Annotated in this window: 15 protein-coding genes; 7 read left to right on the top strand and 8 right to left on the bottom strand. The window is 35.9% G+C overall.

Translation table 11 applies throughout. The features are described from left to right. Positions 1-72: 72 nt before the first annotated feature. The gene (locus EG57_RS0208255; protein WP_032076760.1) at positions 73-1,494 is read right to left on the bottom strand and encodes a CoA transferase; all 1,422 of its coding nucleotides are present in this window, start codon (positions 1,492-1,494) and stop codon (positions 73-75) included. Positions 1,495-1,611: 117 nt separating this feature from the next. Here EG57_RS0208255 and EG57_RS0208250 point away from each other — a divergent pair, with 117 nt between their 5' ends. Then, positions 1,612-2,517, top strand: coding sequence for a LysR family transcriptional regulator (locus EG57_RS0208250; protein WP_032076759.1), 906 nt, complete (start codon positions 1,612-1,614; stop codon positions 2,515-2,517). A gap of 458 nt (positions 2,518-2,975) precedes the next feature. Here the strand turns inward: EG57_RS0208250 and EG57_RS25395 are convergent, their stop codons facing one another. Then, entirely contained in the window at positions 2,976-3,557 is a 582-nt protein-coding gene (locus EG57_RS25395) for a TetR/AcrR family transcriptional regulator (RefSeq protein ID WP_052037783.1), read from the bottom strand. A gap of 156 nt (positions 3,558-3,713) precedes the next feature. On the opposite strand from EG57_RS25395, the gene EG57_RS0208235 reads away from it, so the two are divergent. Then, positions 3,714-5,711, top strand: a complete 1,998-nt coding sequence (locus tag EG57_RS0208235; RefSeq protein ID WP_032076757.1) for an oxidoreductase — start codon at positions 3,714-3,716, stop codon at positions 5,709-5,711. 180 nt (positions 5,712-5,891) lie between these two features. Here the strand turns inward: EG57_RS0208235 and EG57_RS0208230 are convergent, their stop codons facing one another. Then, positions 5,892-6,425, bottom strand: a complete 534-nt coding sequence (locus tag EG57_RS0208230; protein ID WP_032076756.1) for a TetR/AcrR family transcriptional regulator C-terminal domain-containing protein — start codon at positions 6,423-6,425, stop codon at positions 5,892-5,894. A gap of 203 nt (positions 6,426-6,628) precedes the next feature. On the opposite strand from EG57_RS0208230, the gene EG57_RS0208225 reads away from it, so the two are divergent. From EG57_RS0208225 to EG57_RS0208215, 3 genes are all read left to right on the top strand, one after another. Further along, on the top strand, positions 6,629-8,596 hold the full coding sequence (locus EG57_RS0208225; RefSeq protein ID WP_032076755.1) for an oxidoreductase: 1,968 nt from the start codon (positions 6,629-6,631) through the stop codon (positions 8,594-8,596). A 144-nt stretch (positions 8,597-8,740) separates the two neighbouring features. After that, a complete protein-coding gene (locus EG57_RS0208220; RefSeq protein ID WP_032076754.1) occupies positions 8,741-9,529 on the top strand; it encodes an SDR family NAD(P)-dependent oxidoreductase in 789 nt (262 codons plus the stop codon). Positions 9,530-9,600: 71 nt separating this feature from the next. Next, positions 9,601-9,942 (top strand): nuclear transport factor 2 family protein, encoded by a 342-nt coding sequence (locus tag EG57_RS0208215; protein WP_032076753.1) that lies wholly within the window; start codon positions 9,601-9,603, stop codon positions 9,940-9,942. A gap of 192 nt (positions 9,943-10,134) precedes the next feature. Here EG57_RS0208215 and EG57_RS0208210 read toward each other — a convergent pair whose 3' ends face one another. From EG57_RS0208210 to EG57_RS0208195, 4 genes are all read right to left on the bottom strand, one after another. Further along, positions 10,135-12,711, bottom strand: coding sequence for an ABC transporter permease (locus tag EG57_RS0208210; RefSeq protein ID WP_032076752.1), 2,577 nt, complete (start codon positions 12,709-12,711; stop codon positions 10,135-10,137). Then, the gene (locus EG57_RS0208205) at positions 12,708-13,391 is read right to left on the bottom strand and encodes an ABC transporter ATP-binding protein (protein ID WP_032076751.1); all 684 of its coding nucleotides are present in this window, start codon (positions 13,389-13,391) and stop codon (positions 12,708-12,710) included. Before EG57_RS0208205 ends, EG57_RS0208210 begins: the two co-directional genes overlap by 4 nt. Positions 13,392-13,473: 82 nt before the next feature. Then, complete coding sequence (locus EG57_RS0208200; protein ID WP_032076750.1) at positions 13,474-14,463, bottom strand: sensor histidine kinase; 990 nt, start codon at positions 14,461-14,463, stop codon at positions 13,474-13,476. Next, positions 14,450-15,136: a response regulator transcription factor gene (locus EG57_RS0208195; protein ID WP_032076749.1), complete on the bottom strand. Its 687-nt coding sequence runs from the start codon at positions 15,134-15,136 to the stop codon at positions 14,450-14,452. The genes EG57_RS0208200 and EG57_RS0208195 overlap by 14 nt, the downstream gene beginning before the upstream one ends. Before the next feature lie 430 nt (positions 15,137-15,566). On the opposite strand from EG57_RS0208195, the gene hcp reads away from it, so the two are divergent. Beyond that, on the top strand, positions 15,567-17,216 hold the full coding sequence (hcp, locus tag EG57_RS0208190) for a hydroxylamine reductase (RefSeq protein WP_032076748.1): 1,650 nt from the start codon (positions 15,567-15,569) through the stop codon (positions 17,214-17,216). Between the two features lie 75 nt (positions 17,217-17,291). Here the strand turns inward: hcp and EG57_RS26500 are convergent, their stop codons facing one another. Beyond that, positions 17,292-19,847, bottom strand: coding sequence for a winged helix-turn-helix domain-containing protein (locus EG57_RS26500; RefSeq protein WP_032076747.1), 2,556 nt, complete (start codon positions 19,845-19,847; stop codon positions 17,292-17,294). Between the two features lie 314 nt (positions 19,848-20,161). Between EG57_RS26500 and EG57_RS26495 the strand changes: the two genes are divergently transcribed. Beyond that, a complete protein-coding gene (locus tag EG57_RS26495; protein ID WP_161782704.1) occupies positions 20,162-20,311 on the top strand; it encodes a hypothetical protein in 150 nt (49 codons plus the stop codon). Positions 20,312-20,317: the final 6 nt, after the last annotated feature.

The raw sequence follows: 20,317 nt of genomic DNA, 5'->3' as shown, positions 1-20,317 counted from the left end.
GACCTCAAAGCTGTTCAATAAGGTCCAGAGGGAGCATCTCTGCAACCAGGACCATAACAGCGAAAGTTCCTCTTAAGTTCTAGGCAACCATTCCGGCTTATTAGAACCCCTAGGAACCAGAATAGGGTCTTCCCAATTACCAGGAGTTTTCGATAGCTCTACTGGGGAAGCTAAACGACAAATTTTGCCTAAAGCTGTTTGGCGAGTCATGATGTCCGGCGGTAATAAATGATGCGCTGTATCTGAAAAATCCAATTCATTACGGTTCAATGTGCCTAAGGAACAGCACCACATGGCATTACTGGTGAGATTGACCTTCACATGATAACTGCCGCCTTCCTTTGCCCGTTTAACTAGAGCTGCCAATGCGCCAACAGCACCGAAATACCCGGTGACATAGTCATTGATCATTGTTGTACATGGCATCTTTGGCATTTCCGGACTTCCTTCCACAACTGTTAGACCAGATGCCGCAGTTCCTTGAGTATCAAAGCCAGCCCGTTCGCCCCAAGGTCCGCCATAACCATAACATTTTACAGATACGTAGATAATCCCAGGATTTTTTTCCGCTAGTTCACTAGGGGTAAATCCAAAATGCCTCATCACGCTAGTGCGGTAATTTTCTACAAATACGTCGCATTCGGTGGCCAATTCATGGGCACGTTTATTTTGCTCGGGCTGGTTAAAATCCAACCAGGTTGAACGTATACCAATATTGGCTTCATCATAAATCATTTCATGTTCAAAGTCGTTTGGAGTGGTTATTTGTAAAGCATCGGCCCCATACTCCGTTAAACTTCTTACAACGGTTGGTCCCGCTATAGCGTGGACCGGAGCCAAAACACGAATTCCAGAAAGCGGACGTTTTGCAGGCAGAAATGGTTGCGGCTCACTCTCTCCTATTTTTTCAATAGTGATTAACGGTTTATCTTTGAGATATTTCCCCGCAGGATGTTGTAACCATTCTTCAGGTGTTCTGCATATAGAAATCGATAGTTTTTCGGCAGACGCTGCATCTTCCAATTCTTGTGCATTCCAATGAAGTATGGCTTCAGTAACCGATTCTTTATTTGGCTGACACTTTAAAAAGTTCAACCATTTTAGCATTAAGGAAGGATATACAGCTGTAGGTATTACATAACGCCCATCCCGGGTTCTGTACATTGTTTCTAAAAAAGGATTTCCCATTAACGTTGCTGTGGGATAGCGAAACCCGTTAATAGTTGGACTAAATTTATAGTTAGGATTTATATTGTGAATAGATTTACGCAAGTCTACACTCAAATCTTGACTTTCCCCGGTACGCATTTTCCAGATAGTCGCAGCTCCAACAGCGCAAGCCATGGTCGGTAAAGCGCTGATGGCTCCCAGATGCAGCACATCATCATAAATTGGATCTGCACCTTTGAAAGTAATTTTACCCCCTACATCTGCGCTAGAAAGTCCTACTTCCTGGAGTATACGGTTTAATTGCTCTTGAATATTAAAACTCATATTTGACCTCCTATAAATTTTGATTATATTATAATATTAGTCTTGAAATTACATAGCGTCAAATATATAATTTTATATAAATACATTTATATTTGTATATGAATAAGGAGGTCCCAAATGGATATTCTTCAGCTAAAATACTTTCAAACCGTGGCAAGATATCAACACATAACAAAAGCAGCTAATAAACTTAATATTTCACAGCCTTCTCTGACCATCATCATCAAGCGACTTGAAAAAGAACTTGGCACACAACTTTTTAAACATACTGGACGAAATATCGAATTAAATGAGGCTGGAAAGACATTTTTGAATCATGTTAATCAAGTATTCAGCGAACTGGACATTGCTAAATATGAACTCAAAAAATTATCAGGGCCTCAGGATAATAAAGTTTCATTAGCAACAACCAGCAGCCGGTTTTTATCCGGTTTACTTAAAGATTTTTTATTGACCAATCAGGAAGTCGGTATTCGGCAATTTACTGCTTCGATTGAAATAGTGCGGGATTTTTTAATTAATGAAAAAATTGATTACTGTATATCTTCTCCGCCGATTGAGGGGTCCGGTATTGAATGCATCGAATTGCTCAATGATGAAATTGTTTTGTGCTTACCTGCAAATCATCCATTGGCCCATAAAAAAAGCATTCATCTTCGGGAAGTCGCTGATGAAAAATTCATAAGCCTAATTGATGGCTACAGTTTCAGGGAAGTAACGGACAACTTGTGCAATATCGTTGGTTTTAGCCCAAATGTTATTTGTGAATGTGATACCGTGCTTATGTCGGAATTACTTCAAATTAATAGAGGTATTGCCCTTATTCCAAAGTCAGCGCAAGAAATATTTCAAAATCCGGCATTAGTATTTTTGCAAATTGAAGAACCAATATGTAGACGTAAAATTGGGTTATCATGGTTACAAGGCAGATATTTATCGAAAGCTGCGCGAAACTTTCAAGAATTAACCATTCATTATTATAAAAATATGAAGCCGTGGAAAAATGGAATATCTGGCAGTTAAATTTATATCGCGCCACGCAAATGATTTTCGATGATTCCACACTTTTCCCTATTACAAACATGGTTTTAGATGTTAAGTGTCGATTTTTAAATTAAAGGAGTAGTTTTTTCAAATTACATCAGGCCTGGCAGTGAATATTTTCACATTATGTTATGCTTAAGGTTGTAAGCCCAAGTAAAAAAACACCACACCAAGAAGTGTGATGTTTTGGTTATAGCATTGAAATTTGAAAGACCTTTAGCATTTTTATGATAAAGGTTGGTTCTCCTTTTACCTATACTATTCAATACTGTTGAATTTAGATGTTGTGCTTTAAACAGCTTGTCTCTATGATATTTTCCATAATGCCAGATTAATTCCTTTAAGCTTTTTTTAGATAGCACAAAATCTATCATCTGGTGCAGTGGTATCATGCATTTCTAAAATGATAACATTCTTGCCCTCATTGGAAAGTTCCATTACTGTTTTTTGTATATTAAATAAAAATATTTTTTTGATGCTTCTACCAGGTCATAGTTTCCTCCTGTTGAACTCCAGTTTACAGCTAATCCTAAAAATGCAGATGCAAAACAATATGATAAATCTTCAGCGGAAATATCAGCGTCAATTTCCCCTGCTTCTTGTCCTTTATGCGTATATTCAATAACCATTTGTCGCAATCTTTTCAAATTAAGGTCAAAATCATTTAACACAAAACTAAACATATGATTTTGCTGTTCCATATCAATTATAATTAAATTTTTTAATATATCTGCATTTAAATTTGCAATACCACTTATATAAATTTGCTTGATTTTCCAACACTTATCAATCCATGTTGTTTCTTTATCTATATCCTTTAAAGTGTTTTCTATATCTTCATCAACTAAAGAAAAATGATCTAAAAGTAGAGTTTTCTTTGAATCATAGTGGTAATAAAATGTCCTTTTTGTAATATTGCAGCTTTCACAAATTTCATTAATAGTCACATTTTTAAACCCATTTTTCTTGAAAAGTTCAATTGCTTTAACCAAAATTGTATGTTTTATATTTTCTATCACTTTTATCCCTCCGATGCGTATATGCCATTATATCATAATTATTAAAATATATAAATTGTTATTTGTGAAAGTATTGACACAAAGTATACCGCGGTGTACAATTGATGTATACCGAGGTAACAAAAATTTTTAAATTATAAGAGAGAGGTGCTTTTTATGAAAGGTAAAATTGATGCATTGTTTCAACCTATGAAAATAGGTACAATGGAAGTAAAAAACCGAATAGCAATGGCTCCAATGGGTTCACATGCAAAAAATCCTGATGGGAGTTTTAATCAACAAGGTGTGGATTTTTATGTTGCACGTGCTAAAGGCGGTGTAGGATTAATTGTGACAACAGGTATAGCATGCCAGAATAAACTCGACTCAATGCACGCTACATTGGCAACAGCAGGTGATGCTTATGTAGAAGCTTCCAAAAAGCTTACCGACGAAGTCCATAAGTATGGTGCTAAAATTATAATTCAAATAGCAAACGGTGCTGGCAGAAACCGTAAAGAGGGTTTCTTTATAGATAATGACCCTATTTCTTCATCAGAAAATCCAAATGTCTGGCATCCTGAAATGATGCATCGTGCATTAACAACAGAAGAAGTTCAATTTCTTATACAATCTTATGCTGATGGTGCTTATGCTGTAAAACAGGCGGGCTTTGATGGGGTAGAAGTTCATGCGCTTCATGAAGGGTACTTAATGGACCAATTTTCTATGGAATGCACTAATCGTCGTACAGACCAATATGGAGGAAGCTTAGAGAACAGACTTCGTTATGCTACAGAAACAGTAAAAGCAATAAAAGAGAAATGTGGAAGAGATTTTCCTGTTTTGATAAGATATAGTGTTAAAAGTTATATGAAAGGATTTGGTACTGATAAAGGTGCCCTTCTTGGAGAAAAATTCGAAGAATTTGGCCGTGATTTAGAAGAGAGTGGTAAAATAGCAAAAATTCTTCAGGATGCTGGCTATGATGCTTTAGATGCAGACAATGGCACATATGAATCATGGTATTTTGCACACCCACCAGTATATATGCCGAAAGCATGTAACTTGGCAGATGCTCAATATATAAAACAGTTTGTTGATATTCCTGTTATATGTGCAGGCAAAATGGATGATCCTGAAATATCAGCTGAAGCTGTTGCAAGTGGAAGTATAGATGCTATTTCTGTTGGACGAGCACTGCTTGCTGACCCTGAATGGGTAAATAAAGTACAAAGTGAAAATTTAGATGATATCAGACCTTGCATAGGATGTCATGCAGGATGTTTGGAAAGATTTTTCTCTGGAAAGTATACTTCATGTGCAGTTAATCCACAAGTTAACATGGAAAGAGAATATGAAATTAAGCCTGCTGATATTAAAAAGAATATTATGGTCATTGGTGGTGGTATAAGCGGTATGGAAGCTGCAAGAGTCAGCGCACTTAGAGGGCATAAAGTAGATTTATATGAACGCACAAATAGTCTTGGTGGTGTTTTCATTCCTGCATCTTCTATGAGTTTTAAAGAAGAAGATAAAAAGTTAATAAAATGGTATGAGAAACAACTTAAAGATACTGGTGTGGCTGTTCATATGAACACAGAGGTAAATGAAAATGTTATTAAAGCTTCTAAGCCAGATTCTATTTTTGTAGCAACTGGTTCCACTGCAAGAAAGCTAAATGTAGATGGAGCAAATTCAGAAAAAGTTATAACCGCAGTGGAAGCACTATTGGAGACAAAACCAATCGGTGATAAAGTGGTTATTATAGGCGGCGGACTTACTGGCGTTGAAATTGCGTATAGCCTAACAAAAGATAAAGGAAAACAAGTTGAAATACTTGAGATGCTTCCTGACATTTTACAAGTACAGGGCTTAAATGCAGCCAATAAAATGATGCTTCAAAATCTTGTATCTTCTTATAACATTGGTGTTCATACTAATACAAAGGTTACCGCAATCACATCGAAAGGTGTACAGTTTGAAGAAAACGGTAATACTGTTGAATTAGATGCCGACACAATTATCACAAGTATTGGATACATCAGCGATAAATCTTTATATGAAGCAATAAAAGATTGTGGTGCTGAGGTGAATTTGATTGGAGATTCATCAAAGGTATCTAATCTAATGGGAGCTATTTGGGATGCATATGAAATTGCTATGGCAATTTAAAAAAATATATGTAGAATAGTTTTTTAGAATATAAGATGCAAAAATGCTTCATTTTTCATGGATTAGCTTGTTGCAGGCTCGATTCCACCAATAAAACCCCTCGGCATTGCTGTCGAGGGGTTAAATTAACTAATATTTTATATGTAATGTTCTATAATGTTAATCAATTCTGTTAATAAGTTATTCATAATATTTTTTTAAGTCTGCTGGTAAACTTTTAAATATGTTCTCAGCCATAACCTCTGGACTTATTTTCACATCAAGTTTTATCCAATAAACCAGAAGATTTGTAACCCCGTACCAAAAAAGCCTCAATTGTATCAAAAGATTAAAGTCAAGTCGTTTGTTACCTATATGTTCTTTAGCATAATTCATTTGAAGATTAAAGTAATCGTTTATGAATGAGTTAGGACCTGTAAGACTTAAAGCATTTATATAAAAATTATTGTGTTCATTCATCTTATTTAGTGTTAGAATGAAACATTCTTTAATATCTTTATTTTTCGAGAAAGCATTTAACGATCTTTTCGCATTGTAATTATGAAACCATAATACTAAGTCATATATATCAATAAAATGCCTATAAAAGGTTTGACGTGACAGATTGCACCTATTCATAATATCACGAATACTAACACGTTCTAAGGATTTGTTTTTTAATTCTTCTTCTAACGCCTGAACGATCAAAAGTTTAGTTTTTTCTTGACTCCTCATTTTGATAATCACCACCACTAGTAAATATTTATAATCTAATTATAAATATTTAAATAAATAAGTACAAGGTTTACATACTGTTAAAAATGTATCATTTGTTCATAACATTTTAAAAAATATGTAAATTGAAAAAATTTCGTGAAATATGTAACATTAAATTATATAGTAAAAACAAATTATTAACAAAAGAAGGGAGTAATTGTATGAACTTTGAAAAAACTTTCAGTCCTATGTATATAGGCAAAATGATGGTAAAAAACCGTTTGGTAATGCCTCCGATGGGTTCTTGCCTGTACGAAGAATTAGGAAAGATATCCGATGCAACAATTAATTATTATGCTGCACGTGCACGTGGAGGGTTCGGTTTAATCTTTGTTGAAGTTGCCGCAGTGGAACGCGATGGGTTGGCTATTCCCGAAGAAATCGATATTTCTGTAGATGAAGCCATTCCGGGTTTAAGAAAACTTGCATCAGCAATCAAACACTACGGTTCCAGAGCATGCATTCAGCTTCATCACGCCGGCCGTCAGACCAACTCTGAGTTGTCGCATGGCTTGCAAGTTATATCGTCTTCTCCGATACCGTGTCCTATTTTCAGGACCACTCCCAAAGAAATGACAACAGAAGAAGTATACGTTATGATCGACAAATATATTGCAGCGGCTGTACGTGCCCAAAAAGCTGGATTCGATATGGTCGAAGTACATTGTGCTCACGGTTATTTGGCAGCAGAGTTTTTAAGCGGTCGTTATAATAAGCGCATTGATGAGTTTGGTGGCGATATCTATAGCAGAACTTTATTTGTCAAACTGATTGTAGAGGGGATAAAAAGAGAGTGCGGTACGGATTTTCCAGTATCTGTACGTATGAGTTCAAATGAATACTTAAGAGGAGGATATAAAGAAAATGAAGCAGTTGTTATAGCAACTTTGCTTGAATCCTACGGTATTGATGCGCTTCATCTTTCTGCAGGTACATATGGTGCTTATGAATATATTTTACCAACAGCGTCCCAGCCGCCCGCATGGAATATTGAGGCTGCGAAATTATTTAAGAAAGCACTGAAAATACCGGTTATCACAGTTGGACGTTACAACGAGCCACATGTTATTGAATACGCATTGCAAAGGGGTGATGCGGACTTTATTGCTTTAGGACGCCAGTCTGTTGCTGATCCGGAATTCCCGAATAAAATGTTTTCAAACGAACTTATGGAAATCCATCCATGTATTAGCTGCGGTCAGCGTTGTCTTTCCAATCATGCAGGACCTGCGACAGGAGTTGCCGATTGGGCAGGTGGCGACTATGGAATGAGTTGTCTCCAAAACCCGTTAGCAAATGAATTGCCTAAAAATCAGATTGTTGAGACGAAAGACCCCAAAAATGTAATGATCGTTGGCGCAGGCCCCGCTGGCTTAGAAGCTGCATGGATTGCGGCAGCTAGAGGGCACAAGGTATCATTATATGAAAAAAATCCACGCAACCGGGCAGGTGGTCAATATTTGATTGCTTCTTATCCACCAAATAAACAAGATATTACACGCGTCATAAAGCATTATCTGTATATGTGCGAAAAACACAATGTTGATATACACTTCGATACTGAAGTAAATACAGATTTTATCAAGCAAATTAAACCTGACGTGCTCATAGTAGCAACAGGAGGTATACCTTTGAAACCGGATATAGTAGGTATTGATGGCAAAAATGTTAAGATTGCCACAGACGTACTTCTTGGCAAGCAAAACGTTGATGGCAAAATATTAGTATTGGGAGGTGGACTTGTAGGTCTTGAATCGGCGATGTACTGTGCGGATTATTGTGAAAAGATTACCGTAGTTGAAATGATGCCAAAACTTATCCCAACTCTCCCTAATGCTACGAGAGTAAGCTTGCTCAAGGAAATTAAGAAAGAAGAGATGGAGATTCTCACAAGCACCAAAGTGCTTGAGTTGTTTGAAAACAGCGCGATTGTCGAAAAAGACGGTGAACAAATCGAGCTCAAAGGATTCGATCATATCGTCGTTGCACTCGGTGCGCGTTCAAACAAATGCCTTGGTGATGATGTCAGCAATCTGGCACCTATAGTTGAGGTTATTGGTGACGCTGTCAGAACGCGTACCGCAGTGGAAGCAATCTTTGAAGGCGCAAAGGTTGCGTTACGTATTTAGAAAAAGACAAAGATAAGCACAATAATTTATATAAGAGTGTCAATGCTATTTTTGCTAATGATGCAGTGTTCGATTTAGCCGAATCATTTTTTATGGAGAGACCGCGAAACGTTATTAATTTATTTTTGAAGGAGGTAGTTCATTATGTCAGGTTTAATCTATCCAAAATTTTTCCCAATATTGAATGATAAGGTAGTCATTGTTACAGGTGCGGCGATGGGTATGGGAGAAGCTACAGCGAAACTATTTGCAGCGGCAGGCGCCAAGGTGCTTTGCGCCGACCACAATGAAGAAGAAGGCAGACGAACAGTAGATGAAATAGTAAAAGCAGGAGGTACGGCTACATTCCAGTTTACTGAAATAGCTAATTCCAGTGATGTGCAGGCGATGGTAAAGGCAGCAGTCGATATATACGGACATCTTGATGGAGCTGTCAACAACGCCGCACATATACAGGATGACAAAAGAGCGTGGGATTTCGACGAGGACTACTGGGATGAGTTGGAAGCTGTCAATATAAAGGGCACGGCTATGTGTATGAAGTATGAAATACAGCAGATGATCAAGCAGGGAAATGGTGGTTCCATCGTTAACGTATCTTCCATCAACTCTGTACGTCCAAAAGACTTTAGCGTTGCTTACACATCTTCGAAGCATGCTGTTATGGGCATGACCAAGGTAGCCTCAATGGAGGCTGGACAGTATAATATTCGGGTATCCTGTCTTGCACCGGGCGGAATAAATACCCCAATGCTGCGGGATGCTGTCGTAAAGGTCGGAAAGAAAGTCACCGAGCTTGGAGGTATGTCCCGATTGGGCCGAATTGGAGAACCGGAAGAAATCGCAATGGGAAATTTATTTCTGATATCCGATATGTCAACGTACGTTACAGGGACTACACTCTTCGTGGATGGAGGGCATTCAGTCCTATAAAGAAAAACAACATACAATTGGGGTAGACCGTACAATCACAATTATTTAAAAATTGAAGGAGTATTTATATTATGCATATCTTAGAAAAGTATATTGCAGCGCTTAACAATCTAGATGCAGATAGTTTGGCTCAATGTTTTTCGGAAGGCGCCATTTTTGAAGACAAAGCCGCGCCAACCGTTTGGCGCTATGAAGGACGTGAAAACATAAGAGAAATATTCAAGAAAGCTCTTAACCGTAAGCCAGGTGAAATGATTGCCACAATTTATTCACTTGAAGGCAACACGATGGATTATGTTTGTATATCCTACAAAGGAACGCCGAAAGAAATCATTTCATGTTGCACTGGAACTGCCCTGCTCAAAAACGGACTGATTGATGAGTATTATGTTCGAAAATGTGAAAAAAAATAATCAAATAAAAGATACTGTGAGAAAAAGTTCATAAAAATGGCTTCCTATGATAAAATAAGATTATCATAGGAAGCTTTTTTATGTTCCTAGAATGGAAGGACGCACGTGGGACAACTTGGGAGAGATAGAAGATGTTAAGTACTTGTGAAGTGGAAATTTTTGATTTCCTATCAAGTTAATACAGATTTTAGATTAAGTCATATCATCTCTAAGCGCATCAATGATATTTTCTTTTTTTATTTTGCGAGTGGCATACAGCATTGTAATGAACACGATAAAGAGCACACTGAACACACTAATTGCCATACTGCTCCAAGGAAATACAAAATGGAAGTTATCCAACTTTTCTGTGGACACTAACCCTTTATAAATCAGCCAAGAAGAGAGTGTTGCTATTGGAAGCCCAAATAGTAACGTCCTCATGCCATAAAAGATACATTCAAAATTCATCATCTTTTGGAAATCGCGTTCAGACATCCCAATTGAGCGGAGCATGGCGAGTTCCCGTTTGCGCAGCATGATATTTGTGGAAATTGTGTTAAACACATTAGCAACCGCAATCAGCGAAATCATGATTACAAAAACATATGTGAAAACATCAATAACAAATGTTAAACTACGGTATTGTTCAACCATTGTATACACATTTTGTAGGGTATATGCAGACGTAATTCCTGAGTTCTGAATCATAGTTTCCATCTTAGCTACTGATTGCGAAGGCTTTTTTGACAGAAAGCTCAGGCCTATATCCGTATGGATATTTGGTGCTTCAAACTTCTCTTTCAGCGAATATGGAGCAACCACCATAAAAACATATTGATTTTTCTCGGAAGACTGATTTATTGTCTTAAGAGGGTCTACTGGATACGTATCTACAAATGTAATGTTTATACTTTTACTCTGTTCTATCTTGGATTTGTCATTTGTTTCGGGAGTAATATTGAAAGTCATTGAACTACTGGCAAACATATTAAATAGTTCACTAGGACCGTTTTGTTTGATAACTAGCTTTTTGGCAACAGCAATCATTTTTGCATTCCTTCCAGTATATTCTTCTTTAGACAAACCTAATTTTTTGATAAAACTTAGATATTCGCTGTCCTCAATAAACTGAATGTCCATTGGAAGATGAACTGTTTGATCCGGTGCAGTATAACCCGCAGATTTTCGGTAACGGTCTGAAAAATCGCTTGCCTTAACCTGGCATGAATACGCTAAAATTGATTGGTATGAGCTTTTGTAAATTCCATCTGCAGTTTTTAGTTTGTTGTAAAGTGGGAACATTTCGCTGTCATTCATGCCCTGAGTAGTAAAAACGATATCATAGTCAAAGTCCATTATGGATCGTTCTGCAATTCGTTTCAAAGTTGTTCCAAAAGCGTTTCCCGATATAAACAGTACGACGCTTAAAACAAGAGATAGCACAATGCTGCGATAACGTTTTTTGTTTCTCTTAAAATTCTTTAGTGCAAGAGTTCCCTCCAAACCATAAATACGCTGCGCTAGTTTTGATATTTTTACGTTTTTCGATTCAACTTTGATCTCGTTAGTTTGGCGAATACTCTCCATAACGGGAGTGTTTGCGGCTTTTCTGGCTGGGATATAGGCTGAAATTAAAATGGTAACAAAACTAATCAACGCTGCTGCAACAATAGCAGGAACAGACAACGACAAGGTTAAAGGCACTGCGGTTGGTATAATATTCTCGAACTTCATGGCAACAATAGGAATTATAAGTCCAACACTGCCTATACCTACAATAATACCAATAGGTATGCCGATTGCACCAATGCAAAGTCCCTCGAACAGCACTGAATTTCGAAGTTGTTTTGCTGTGGCACCCACTGACGCAAGAATTCCGAATTGGCGTGTACGTTCATTAAGCGAGATATTGAAGGAATTATAAATCAGAAAAATCGAGCCTACCATTATTATAGTAAGTAAAATGCCCCCAACCGTGTATAAAAGCGTGTTGAATATATTATCCTCCGAAAGCCCCATGAAGCGAAGCACATTATCGTTAAAGACATAAGTATGGCCCATAGCTGTGCTGATTGCATAAGCCTTAACTTTGCTTGGGTTTTTAAGTTTGACAAATATGCTTAAGCTATCCACTTTGTCCTGAGCATCTGCTTTTGTTATCAAAGTGTATCCTGGTGCAGAATGTTCTTCAAAAGCTGGTCTTTCGCAAAAACCTACAATCTTGTAGGTTTTCTCTGCTTTTGGCACAAGAGTTTCTTTTCCAGAAATATAAGGGGTATGTTGACTTAAATTCTTGTTTTCATTCATTCGGCTTCCAACATTAAGTGAAAGCGTATCGCCAACCTTGAATCTAACGCCGCCTTTTGCTGCCACATGGCTTGGTACAAGAACCTCATTGCTGTTTTGGGGCAATCTACCTGAAATCATGATTAAAGGTAAGGTATCAAAGGCTTCTTTGTTAAATCCGGCTATAAAAAGATAGGGTTTTTCAGGGCTTTTTCCACCTTCAAGTTTTGCGTAGCCAATATTTTCAAATGTTGCTGTGTTTTTTACATCCTTGTCCTGAGTTAGTTTCTGTGCGAAAGAGGAATTAACATCCAAAAATTCAACGTGCCAATCGCCATGTTTCACAATAGAACCCTTTACCAGAAAATTTAACAGGGAAGTACCAAAGGTAGCTACTGCCGTAATCATGGCAGCAGACAGAATAACTCCGATAATCGTCACAAGTGTTCGTGTACGGCTTTTTTTCATGCTTTGTAGTGTAACTTTGTTGAAAATGTTCATGGTCTCACCCTTTCATCTCGCACTACTTTACCGTCTGATATACCAATAATACGGTCTGCTTGTAGGGCGATATTTTCGTCATGGGTGACAACAATAAGTGTCTGTCTATATTTTTGATTACTTAATTTCAGCAAATTGATAATTTCATGTCCATTTCGGCTATCCAAGCTACCAGTAGGTTCATCGGCAAGCATTACTGCTGGGGCATTCATCAAAGCACGTCCTATGGAAACACGCTGCTGCTGACCACCTGAAAGCTGATTGGGTAAATGGTTTTTTCGGTGTTGTAAGCCAAGTAGTTCCAGCAATTCATTCAGCCTTTCCTTATTGACTTTACGTTTATCCATAAGTATAGGCAAGGTAATGTTTTCTACCACATTCAACGTGGGAATGAGGTTGTGAAACTGGTAAATTAGTCCTACCTGCCTCCTGCGGAAAATGGCTAGCTTTTCATTGCTTTGGGCATATACATCCTGACCATCCAAATACACCTTTCCGCTTGTTGGCACATCCACTCCACCAATGCTGTGAAGTAATGTGGATTTTCCGGAGCCTGAGGAACCTATAATTGCGGTAAATTCTCCTTTTTCAATTGTAAGTGAAACATGGTCAAGAGCTGTAACTTGGTTTTCGCCCTTGCCATATACTTTACATAGATTGTCAACTTTTAAAAATTCCATTATGTGAGTCTCCTTTCTTATGGTTTACCTATATAATAGAACCTTCAAATTACATTTGTGTGACTTTTAGGTGAGAGATTCGTCACTTTGGGAAACGAATAGAAAATATCGCACCGCCCTGTGGATGGTTTTTGGCAGTAATCATTCCTCCCTGACGTGTTATAATCATCTTGCAGAGAGCTAATCCAATACCGTATCCTGTGGCGCCTGAATTTTTTCCACGATAAAACCGTTCAAATAAGCATGGCAAATCTTCTTTTTTAAAGCCTACACCGCTGTCGTGAATTGCAATTTCAGTAAACAGTGGGTTGTCTTTGCATGTAATGTCAATTTTACCATTATTACCTGCGCTTTCAATGCAATTTTTAACAATGTTTTGAATCGCTTCTGAAAGCCAACCTAAATCACCTTGAATCATCAGCTCTTTTGGAACATCTGTCTGTAAAGTAATATTATGCAGATCCATTTGAATCAGAAAAGGACGAAGAGCTGTGCATATCAAATTATTTACATCTATCTGCTTGCTTTGAAACACCACAATACCTGCGTCCAGGCGAGATAACTTCAACAGGGAAGTAAGAAGCCAATCCATCTGTACAAATAATTCCTTTGTTTCCCGTATCAATGATTTCCGTTCATTTTCGTCAGGGTTATTTTCTAATAATGATAGAATAAGGTTTACAGATGTGAGAGGGGTGCGTAGTTGGTGAGCTATGTCGGCCAGCGAATCAGCAAGATGTTGTTTTTCTTTTTTTAGTTCGCTGTTTTGCTCTCGAATACGCAGCGTCATTTTTGTTATTTCGCTTTGAAGAATTGAAAGTTCACCCTCGTCCGATTCAGCAATATACAGATGGTCGATGTTATGAAGTACAAGATCTATTTGATCTGAAATCTTTGCAATTCTTTTGTATCGAGCTTTGGTAAATGAAAAAAATACTATTCCAAAGGCTATAGAAGAAGCAATGGCAAGGATTCCAGCTGCCGTATTGATTGTAAATCCCAGTATTACAACAGTAGCAGCAATTAAGGAGAACAAAATGGCAAATTGCTTAATTTCTTTATTTCGAAGCATACTTGCCACCTAATCTATATCCCGTACCTCGAATAGTTAAAATTATTTGCGGATTAGCTGGGTCATTTTCTATCTTTTCCCGCAAGCGTTTGATATATACGGTTAATGTATTGTCATTGACAAACTCTCCTGCTGCATCCCACAATTCATCAAGCAGCTTACCTCTCGTAATAATGTTTTTAGGGTTACTAATAAACACCAGCAATAATCGGTATTCTAATGCTGAAAGAAAAACTTCCTCGCCATTTTTTTTCACAACTCCGCTTGCTGTGTCTACATTAAGTCCACAGATTTCAAAATTTGATGGGGAGCGTCCGCTTTTTCGTAATGCGGTTCTGATTCGTGCAATCAGTTCACGAGGACGAAAGGGTTTGGTAATATAGTCATCTGCCCCCATATTTAGTCCAGTGACAACACTGGATTCATCCCCAGAAGCTGTAAGGAAGATAACTGGAACATCCTGTGTTTCTTTGATTTCCGTGCAAACTGTAAAGCCATTTCCATCTGGTAAAGAAATATCAATTAATGCTAAGTCAAATTTATTCTCAGCAAGTAAAGTAAGAGCTTCATTCCGCGTAGGGGCATGGGTTACTGCAAATCCCTCTGATCGAAGTAAGAGTATAAGGTTTTTAGCAATTGCTTTATCGTCCTCAACTAAAAATATACGTTTCATTTATTTTCACTATCCTTTATTTTACTGTCCCTGTATTGTCTATCAGCTGTTTTTTCAACATCTACAAGGTTATTAATTTGTCTTATAGAGTAATGGTACATTACAATTCTATATGTGATTCCTAAATTTTTCAATGCTTCTTTTGTCGTTATATAATCCACGCATAACATTTTTATAGCTTTATTATATTTTTTTGACGAAAATATACAAGTTGAGGTATTAGCAATGGTAACAATCGGATAAATATACTAATAATCTAATGAGTTACACCTTGCCATACCTTTGATTTAGAAAATATTAAAGTATCAGGAAAAAATTATTAAATATTTAATAATGGTAACATATGATGCCGAATTTATATGAAAAAGTATATATAATATATACATATTGGAAATTTAAAATAACTACATTGAATAGGGAGGAATTTATAATGAGTATGTTTTGTTATCAATGTCAAGAAACTGCTAAAGGGACAGGTTGTACAATAAAAGGTGTCTGTGGAAAAGTAGACAAGGTTGCAAATTTGCAAGATTTAATGATTTACACATTAAAAGGTATTGCAATACTTCAAAAGAAGGGTTTAGATGTAGGTATTAAATTTACTAAAGCTAATCATTTTATGTTAAATGGTTTATTTATGACTATTACTAATGCTAATTTTGATGATACAGCTTTTGTTAAAAAGATAAAAGAAGGTATAGAGCTTAGAGAAGAAATAAAAAAAGAATTAATAGAGAAAAAAGTTGATTTAAGCGAATTACACGATGCAGCTACTTTTGTTATAAATAATGATTCAGAGCTTTTAGCAAAATCAGAGTCCATTGGAGTAGGAGTATTAGCTACAGAAAATGAAGATGTACGTTCACTAAGAGAATTAATCATTTATGGAGTTAAGGGTATGGCTGCTTATGCTGAACATGCACTAAACTTAGGAAAAGAAAATGAAGAAATATATGATTTTATTGTAAAGGCATTAATAGCTACATTAGATGACACATTGACTGCAGATGATTTGGTAGCACTTACATTAGAAACAGGAAAATTTGGTGTAGATGTTATGGCTATGCTTGATGCTGCTAATACAGGAGCTTATGGAAATCCTGAAATAACAGAAGTTAATATTGGAGTAAGAAATAATCCTGCAATATTAATATCAGGACATGATTTAAAGGATTTAGAAGAACTTTTAGAACAAACAAAGGATACAGGAGTAGATGTTTATACACATGGGGAAATGTTACCAGCTCATTATTATCCTTTCTTTAAAAAGTATTCAAACTTTGTAGGTAATTATGGTAATGCATGGTGGAAACAAAATGAAGAATTTGAAACTTTTAATGGACCAATACTATTTACAACTAACTGTATTATACCACCAAAAGATAGCTATAAGGATAGAGTTTATACTACAGGAGCTACAGGTTATCCAGGCTTTATACATGTAAAAGAAAGAGAAGATGGTAAAGCAAAAGACTTTAGTGAAATCATAGCTCATGCTAAGAAACTTCCAGCACCAAAAGAAATTGAAACAGGAAAAATTGTTGGAGGCTTTGCTCATGCGCAAGTATTTGCTTTAGCAGATAAGGTAGTAGAAGCAGTTAAATCAGGAGCTATAAAAAAATTCTTTGTTATGGCTGGTTGTGATGGAAGAATGAAATCAAGAAATTATTATACTGAATTTGCTGAAAAACTACCAAAAGATACAGTAATTTTAACAGCAGGATGTGCTAAATATAAATATAACAAATTAAACTTAGGTGATATTGGAGGAATTCCAAGAGTTTTAGATGCAGGACAATGTAATGATTCTTATTCATTAGCAGTTATAGCTTTAAAATTAAAGGAAGTATTTGAATTAAATGATGTAAATGAACTTCCAATTGCTTATAACATAGCATGGTATGAGCAAAAAGCTGTAATAGTACTTCTAGCATTACTTCATTTAGGAGTAAAAAATATTCACTTAGGACCAACTCTTCCAGGTTTCTTATCACCAAATGTAGCTAAAGTATTAGTAGAGAATTTTGGAATAGCAGGAATAGGAACTGTTGACGAAGATATAAAAATGTTTTTAGAGTAATATAATTAATGACAGCGCTGTGAAAATGTAAATATATGATCTCAAGAGTACAGCCTTGAGATCATATCTGTTAATTTATAGGCCTTTAATTTTCTTTATGCACTGTATACGGTTTTTTACTTCCAACTTTGCATATATATTACCAATATGAGCTTTTACTGTCCTTAGCGTTATTCTCAGTTTTTCTGCAATTTCTTTGTTGGTGTAAGCATTGATTATAAGCTGTAAAACTTTTTTTTCCATAGGTGTTAGAAGACTTTGAAGTATATTTGAAGATGTAGGAATTATAAAATGCTTTACAGCTTCTTTTGTCTGGGCAAGTAGATCTTTTGCATAAACTTTCAGGTTGCTTATTTTTTTATTCTTACTTATATACATTTCTAGTAAAGCAATCATGGGAGTAAACTCATCTACAAAGCTTCTCACATAACCTTCTTTAAGTCCTATGGAAAGAGCATCTTCAAAGTGTTTTTCAGCAATTTCTTCATTAAGGTTTTTTAGTGCTGCAATAGCAAGAAGGTTTCTTATTTCAACTATACTGTGATTTTTTCGCTGTCCTATAGCAAATTGTAAAAGTCGGTTCAACAGAAAAGTGGCATCATTATAACGATGTTTATAGATTAAAACTCGACTAAGCACAATCAGTTCATATTCATGTATCTTAATAATATCCTGGTAAACATTCAGTCTGTTTTCATTCATCCATTTATCTATTGATGTGGTATCATCCAAATCAATATAAAGTTGTACTTTAAAGGCCTTTAACATGTAATTCCAGTGAGGTTTACGAAATTCTAGCACCTTTCCTTGACATTCCTCAATAATCTTTAAAGCACCTTGTATATCTCCCTGTGCTCGCTTTATTTTTGCTATAGTAACCATTGCAGGCACTAAAGCTCCTGCACAACACGCATTAATAGCTTCGTCAATTGAAGCAAAAAGCTCTGGAAGAGCTTCATTAAGCTTTCCGCTTTCATAATGAAATTCGCCTTTAATCAGTGGTGCATATCCGGGATTTGTGTTGATAAGAGTTCTATAATTACTGACAAGCGAATCATACTCAGCAAAATTTCTTTTTAGTATTTTTATTAATGGATGATATGGTGCACGGAAAATAGAAACATCAAATAGGTTAAGATCCATATATTCTGTACTCATAATATCACTTATACCACAGGCGGCAGCTTCAATAATAGGCTGTAAGATTTTTTCAACATTACCTTGTCGTATAAAAAAATTAGATTTAACTAGAAAATAGATTGTATTGAAGTCTTTAGAAGTTGAGTTTTCCTTATTTAACAACAATCCAATTCGTTCTATACATTTCCAAGCTTTATTGAAATCATCTTTTTCTACAAGATATGTTGATTTTACAAGTAGAATCATCAAAGAGTTTTCAATATATTTTTCTGGCAATCGTTCAATCCATGAAATAACTTTTGAATATTCTCCTTTTCTTACTGATTTTTGGCTATTCTTTTCTATAAGAGGCAGAGCGATTTTGTAATGAAATCCTTTCAAAAAGTGATCAATTGCTTCATTAAAAAAGCCTTGTGCTTTGAACCATTCTCCTGCTTTAAGGTGTAAGGCTTGAATTGAGGCAGCATCCCTTTTCAATAGTTTTTTTCTTAGAAAATCTAAGAAAAGGGGATGGTATCTAAACCATATACCTTCATAATCCAGAGATATAAGAAAGCTATTTTGAAGATACAATTCTTTTACTAAGCAATTGCCATCATAGCCTGTGATTTCTTCACAAAGAGGACCACACAACTTGTCCAATATCGATATTTTTTCCATAAAATCCTGTTCTTCTCTTGACCATGTATCATAAACATCTTCAACAATATAGTTTTCTATGTATAAATTACTGCTTCCAAAATGGCTTATGATATTATGTATATTACCTTTATCTTTAAGGGACAGAGCTACAGCAACCAGTGCAGCAGCCCATCCTTCTGTATAGCACTCAATTTTATGTATATCTTCTTTTTGCAGAAAATATCCTCTTGTTTCATAATATTTACAAATTTCTTCAGTTTCAAAACGGAGTTCCTTTGCCTGGATTCTTACTAGCTCCTCCTTTAATCCAAGTTTTGCTAGTTTCAAAGGAGGGTCAGTCCTGCTTATCATTGCAATGTGCATGTTTGAAGGCAAATAAGTTATAAAGTAAGATAGAACATCAATAATGTCAGGGTTTGTAATTAGATGGAAATCATCTAGTACAAGCAAAAAATCTGAGGGTATATCCGATAAGCTATCGATCATAATGCTCAGATGGGTATTTGCTTTAAAAAGCTCCTTTGATTCAAAAATATATTCTGTAGCTTCACCAATGTCATTTGAAACGCTGCTCAGAGCAGCACAAAAATAGTGCCAGAATACAAATGGGTCATTGTCGCCTTCATCGATGGAAAACCAAGCAGAGGGAAGTGAAATACCTTCAAGCCATTTAAGCACAGCGGTAGTTTTACCATAGCCTGCAGGAGCTGTTATGATAGTAAGTTTATGGCTCAAAGACTCTTCTAGCTTGTGACTTATGGTATTACGTGTCAGCAGATGCTTATTTATTACAGGTATGCTGTATTTTGTTTTTAATAATCCAACATTAGCAGGGCTTTCTCTTATCATCAAAATCATCTCCTAGCATAACTGCTTTAATATAATTAAAAATATAATTTAAAATATCATTATATAATAATTCATATTATACTATTTTTCAAATGTTACAACAACACAAATATGTAAAGATTGCTATTTTTTTAGTGCTTATGAGTAGTGTTCATCTTGTAATATTGTACCAAAGTACAATATACAATATTTAAGTAAATTGTCATAATATCAATAAGGGATATTTTTATCATTTGTACCAGGAAAATATTTCCATGAGGTTTTCTATTATAGGTTGCAATATCTGGAATATAGGAAACAATATGAGGGATTTTATGGAGGATACAATTAATCCAACAATAACAGTAGACGCAAATAAAATAAAGTATGAAGGAGTGAAATTAAATTATACATTCAAAAGACCTCCAGGATTTCAAAAAAATCCACTTACATATAGCGATTTTAGAAACAGAAATTATAAGTAAAGAAAG

The sequence above is a fragment of the Clostridium drakei genome (assembly GCF_000633595.2).
Lineage (GTDB): Bacteria > Bacillota > Clostridia > Clostridiales > Clostridiaceae > Clostridium_AM > Clostridium_AM drakei.
This window is presented reverse-complemented; position numbering and strand designations above follow the sequence as displayed.

What these genes read in the sequence shown, in the direction of transcription:
- EG57_RS0208255 (WP_032076760.1), bottom strand. Translation starts at nt 1,494, where the DNA reads ATGAGTTTTAATATTCAAGAGCAATTAAACCGTATACTCCAGGAAGTA.
- EG57_RS0208250 (WP_032076759.1), top strand. Translation starts at nt 1,612, where the DNA reads ATGGATATTCTTCAGCTAAAATACTTTCAAACCGTGGCAAGATATCAA.
- EG57_RS0208235 (WP_032076757.1), top strand. Translation starts at nt 3,714, where the DNA reads ATGAAAGGTAAAATTGATGCATTGTTTCAACCTATGAAAATAGGTACA.
- EG57_RS0208230 (WP_032076756.1), bottom strand. Translation starts at nt 6,425, where the DNA reads ATGAGGAGTCAAGAAAAAACTAAACTTTTGATCGTTCAGGCGTTAGAA.
- EG57_RS0208225 (WP_032076755.1), top strand. Translation starts at nt 6,629, where the DNA reads ATGAACTTTGAAAAAACTTTCAGTCCTATGTATATAGGCAAAATGATG.
- EG57_RS0208220 (WP_032076754.1), top strand. Translation starts at nt 8,741, where the DNA reads ATGTCAGGTTTAATCTATCCAAAATTTTTCCCAATATTGAATGATAAG.
- EG57_RS0208215 (WP_032076753.1), top strand. Translation starts at nt 9,601, where the DNA reads ATGCATATCTTAGAAAAGTATATTGCAGCGCTTAACAATCTAGATGCA.
- EG57_RS0208210 (WP_032076752.1), bottom strand. Translation starts at nt 12,711, where the DNA reads ATGAACATTTTCAACAAAGTTACACTACAAAGCATGAAAAAAAGCCGT.
- EG57_RS0208205 (WP_032076751.1), bottom strand. Translation starts at nt 13,391, where the DNA reads ATGGAATTTTTAAAAGTTGACAATCTATGTAAAGTATATGGCAAGGGC.
- EG57_RS0208200 (WP_032076750.1), bottom strand. Translation starts at nt 14,463, where the DNA reads ATGCTTCGAAATAAAGAAATTAAGCAATTTGCCATTTTGTTCTCCTTA.
- EG57_RS0208195 (WP_032076749.1), bottom strand. Translation starts at nt 15,136, where the DNA reads ATGAAACGTATATTTTTAGTTGAGGACGATAAAGCAATTGCTAAAAAC.
- hcp (WP_032076748.1), top strand. Translation starts at nt 15,567, where the DNA reads ATGAGTATGTTTTGTTATCAATGTCAAGAAACTGCTAAAGGGACAGGT.
- EG57_RS26500 (WP_032076747.1), bottom strand. Translation starts at nt 19,847, where the DNA reads ATGATAAGAGAAAGCCCTGCTAATGTTGGATTATTAAAAACAAAATAC.
- EG57_RS26495 (WP_161782704.1), top strand. Translation starts at nt 20,162, where the DNA reads ATGGAGGATACAATTAATCCAACAATAACAGTAGACGCAAATAAAATA.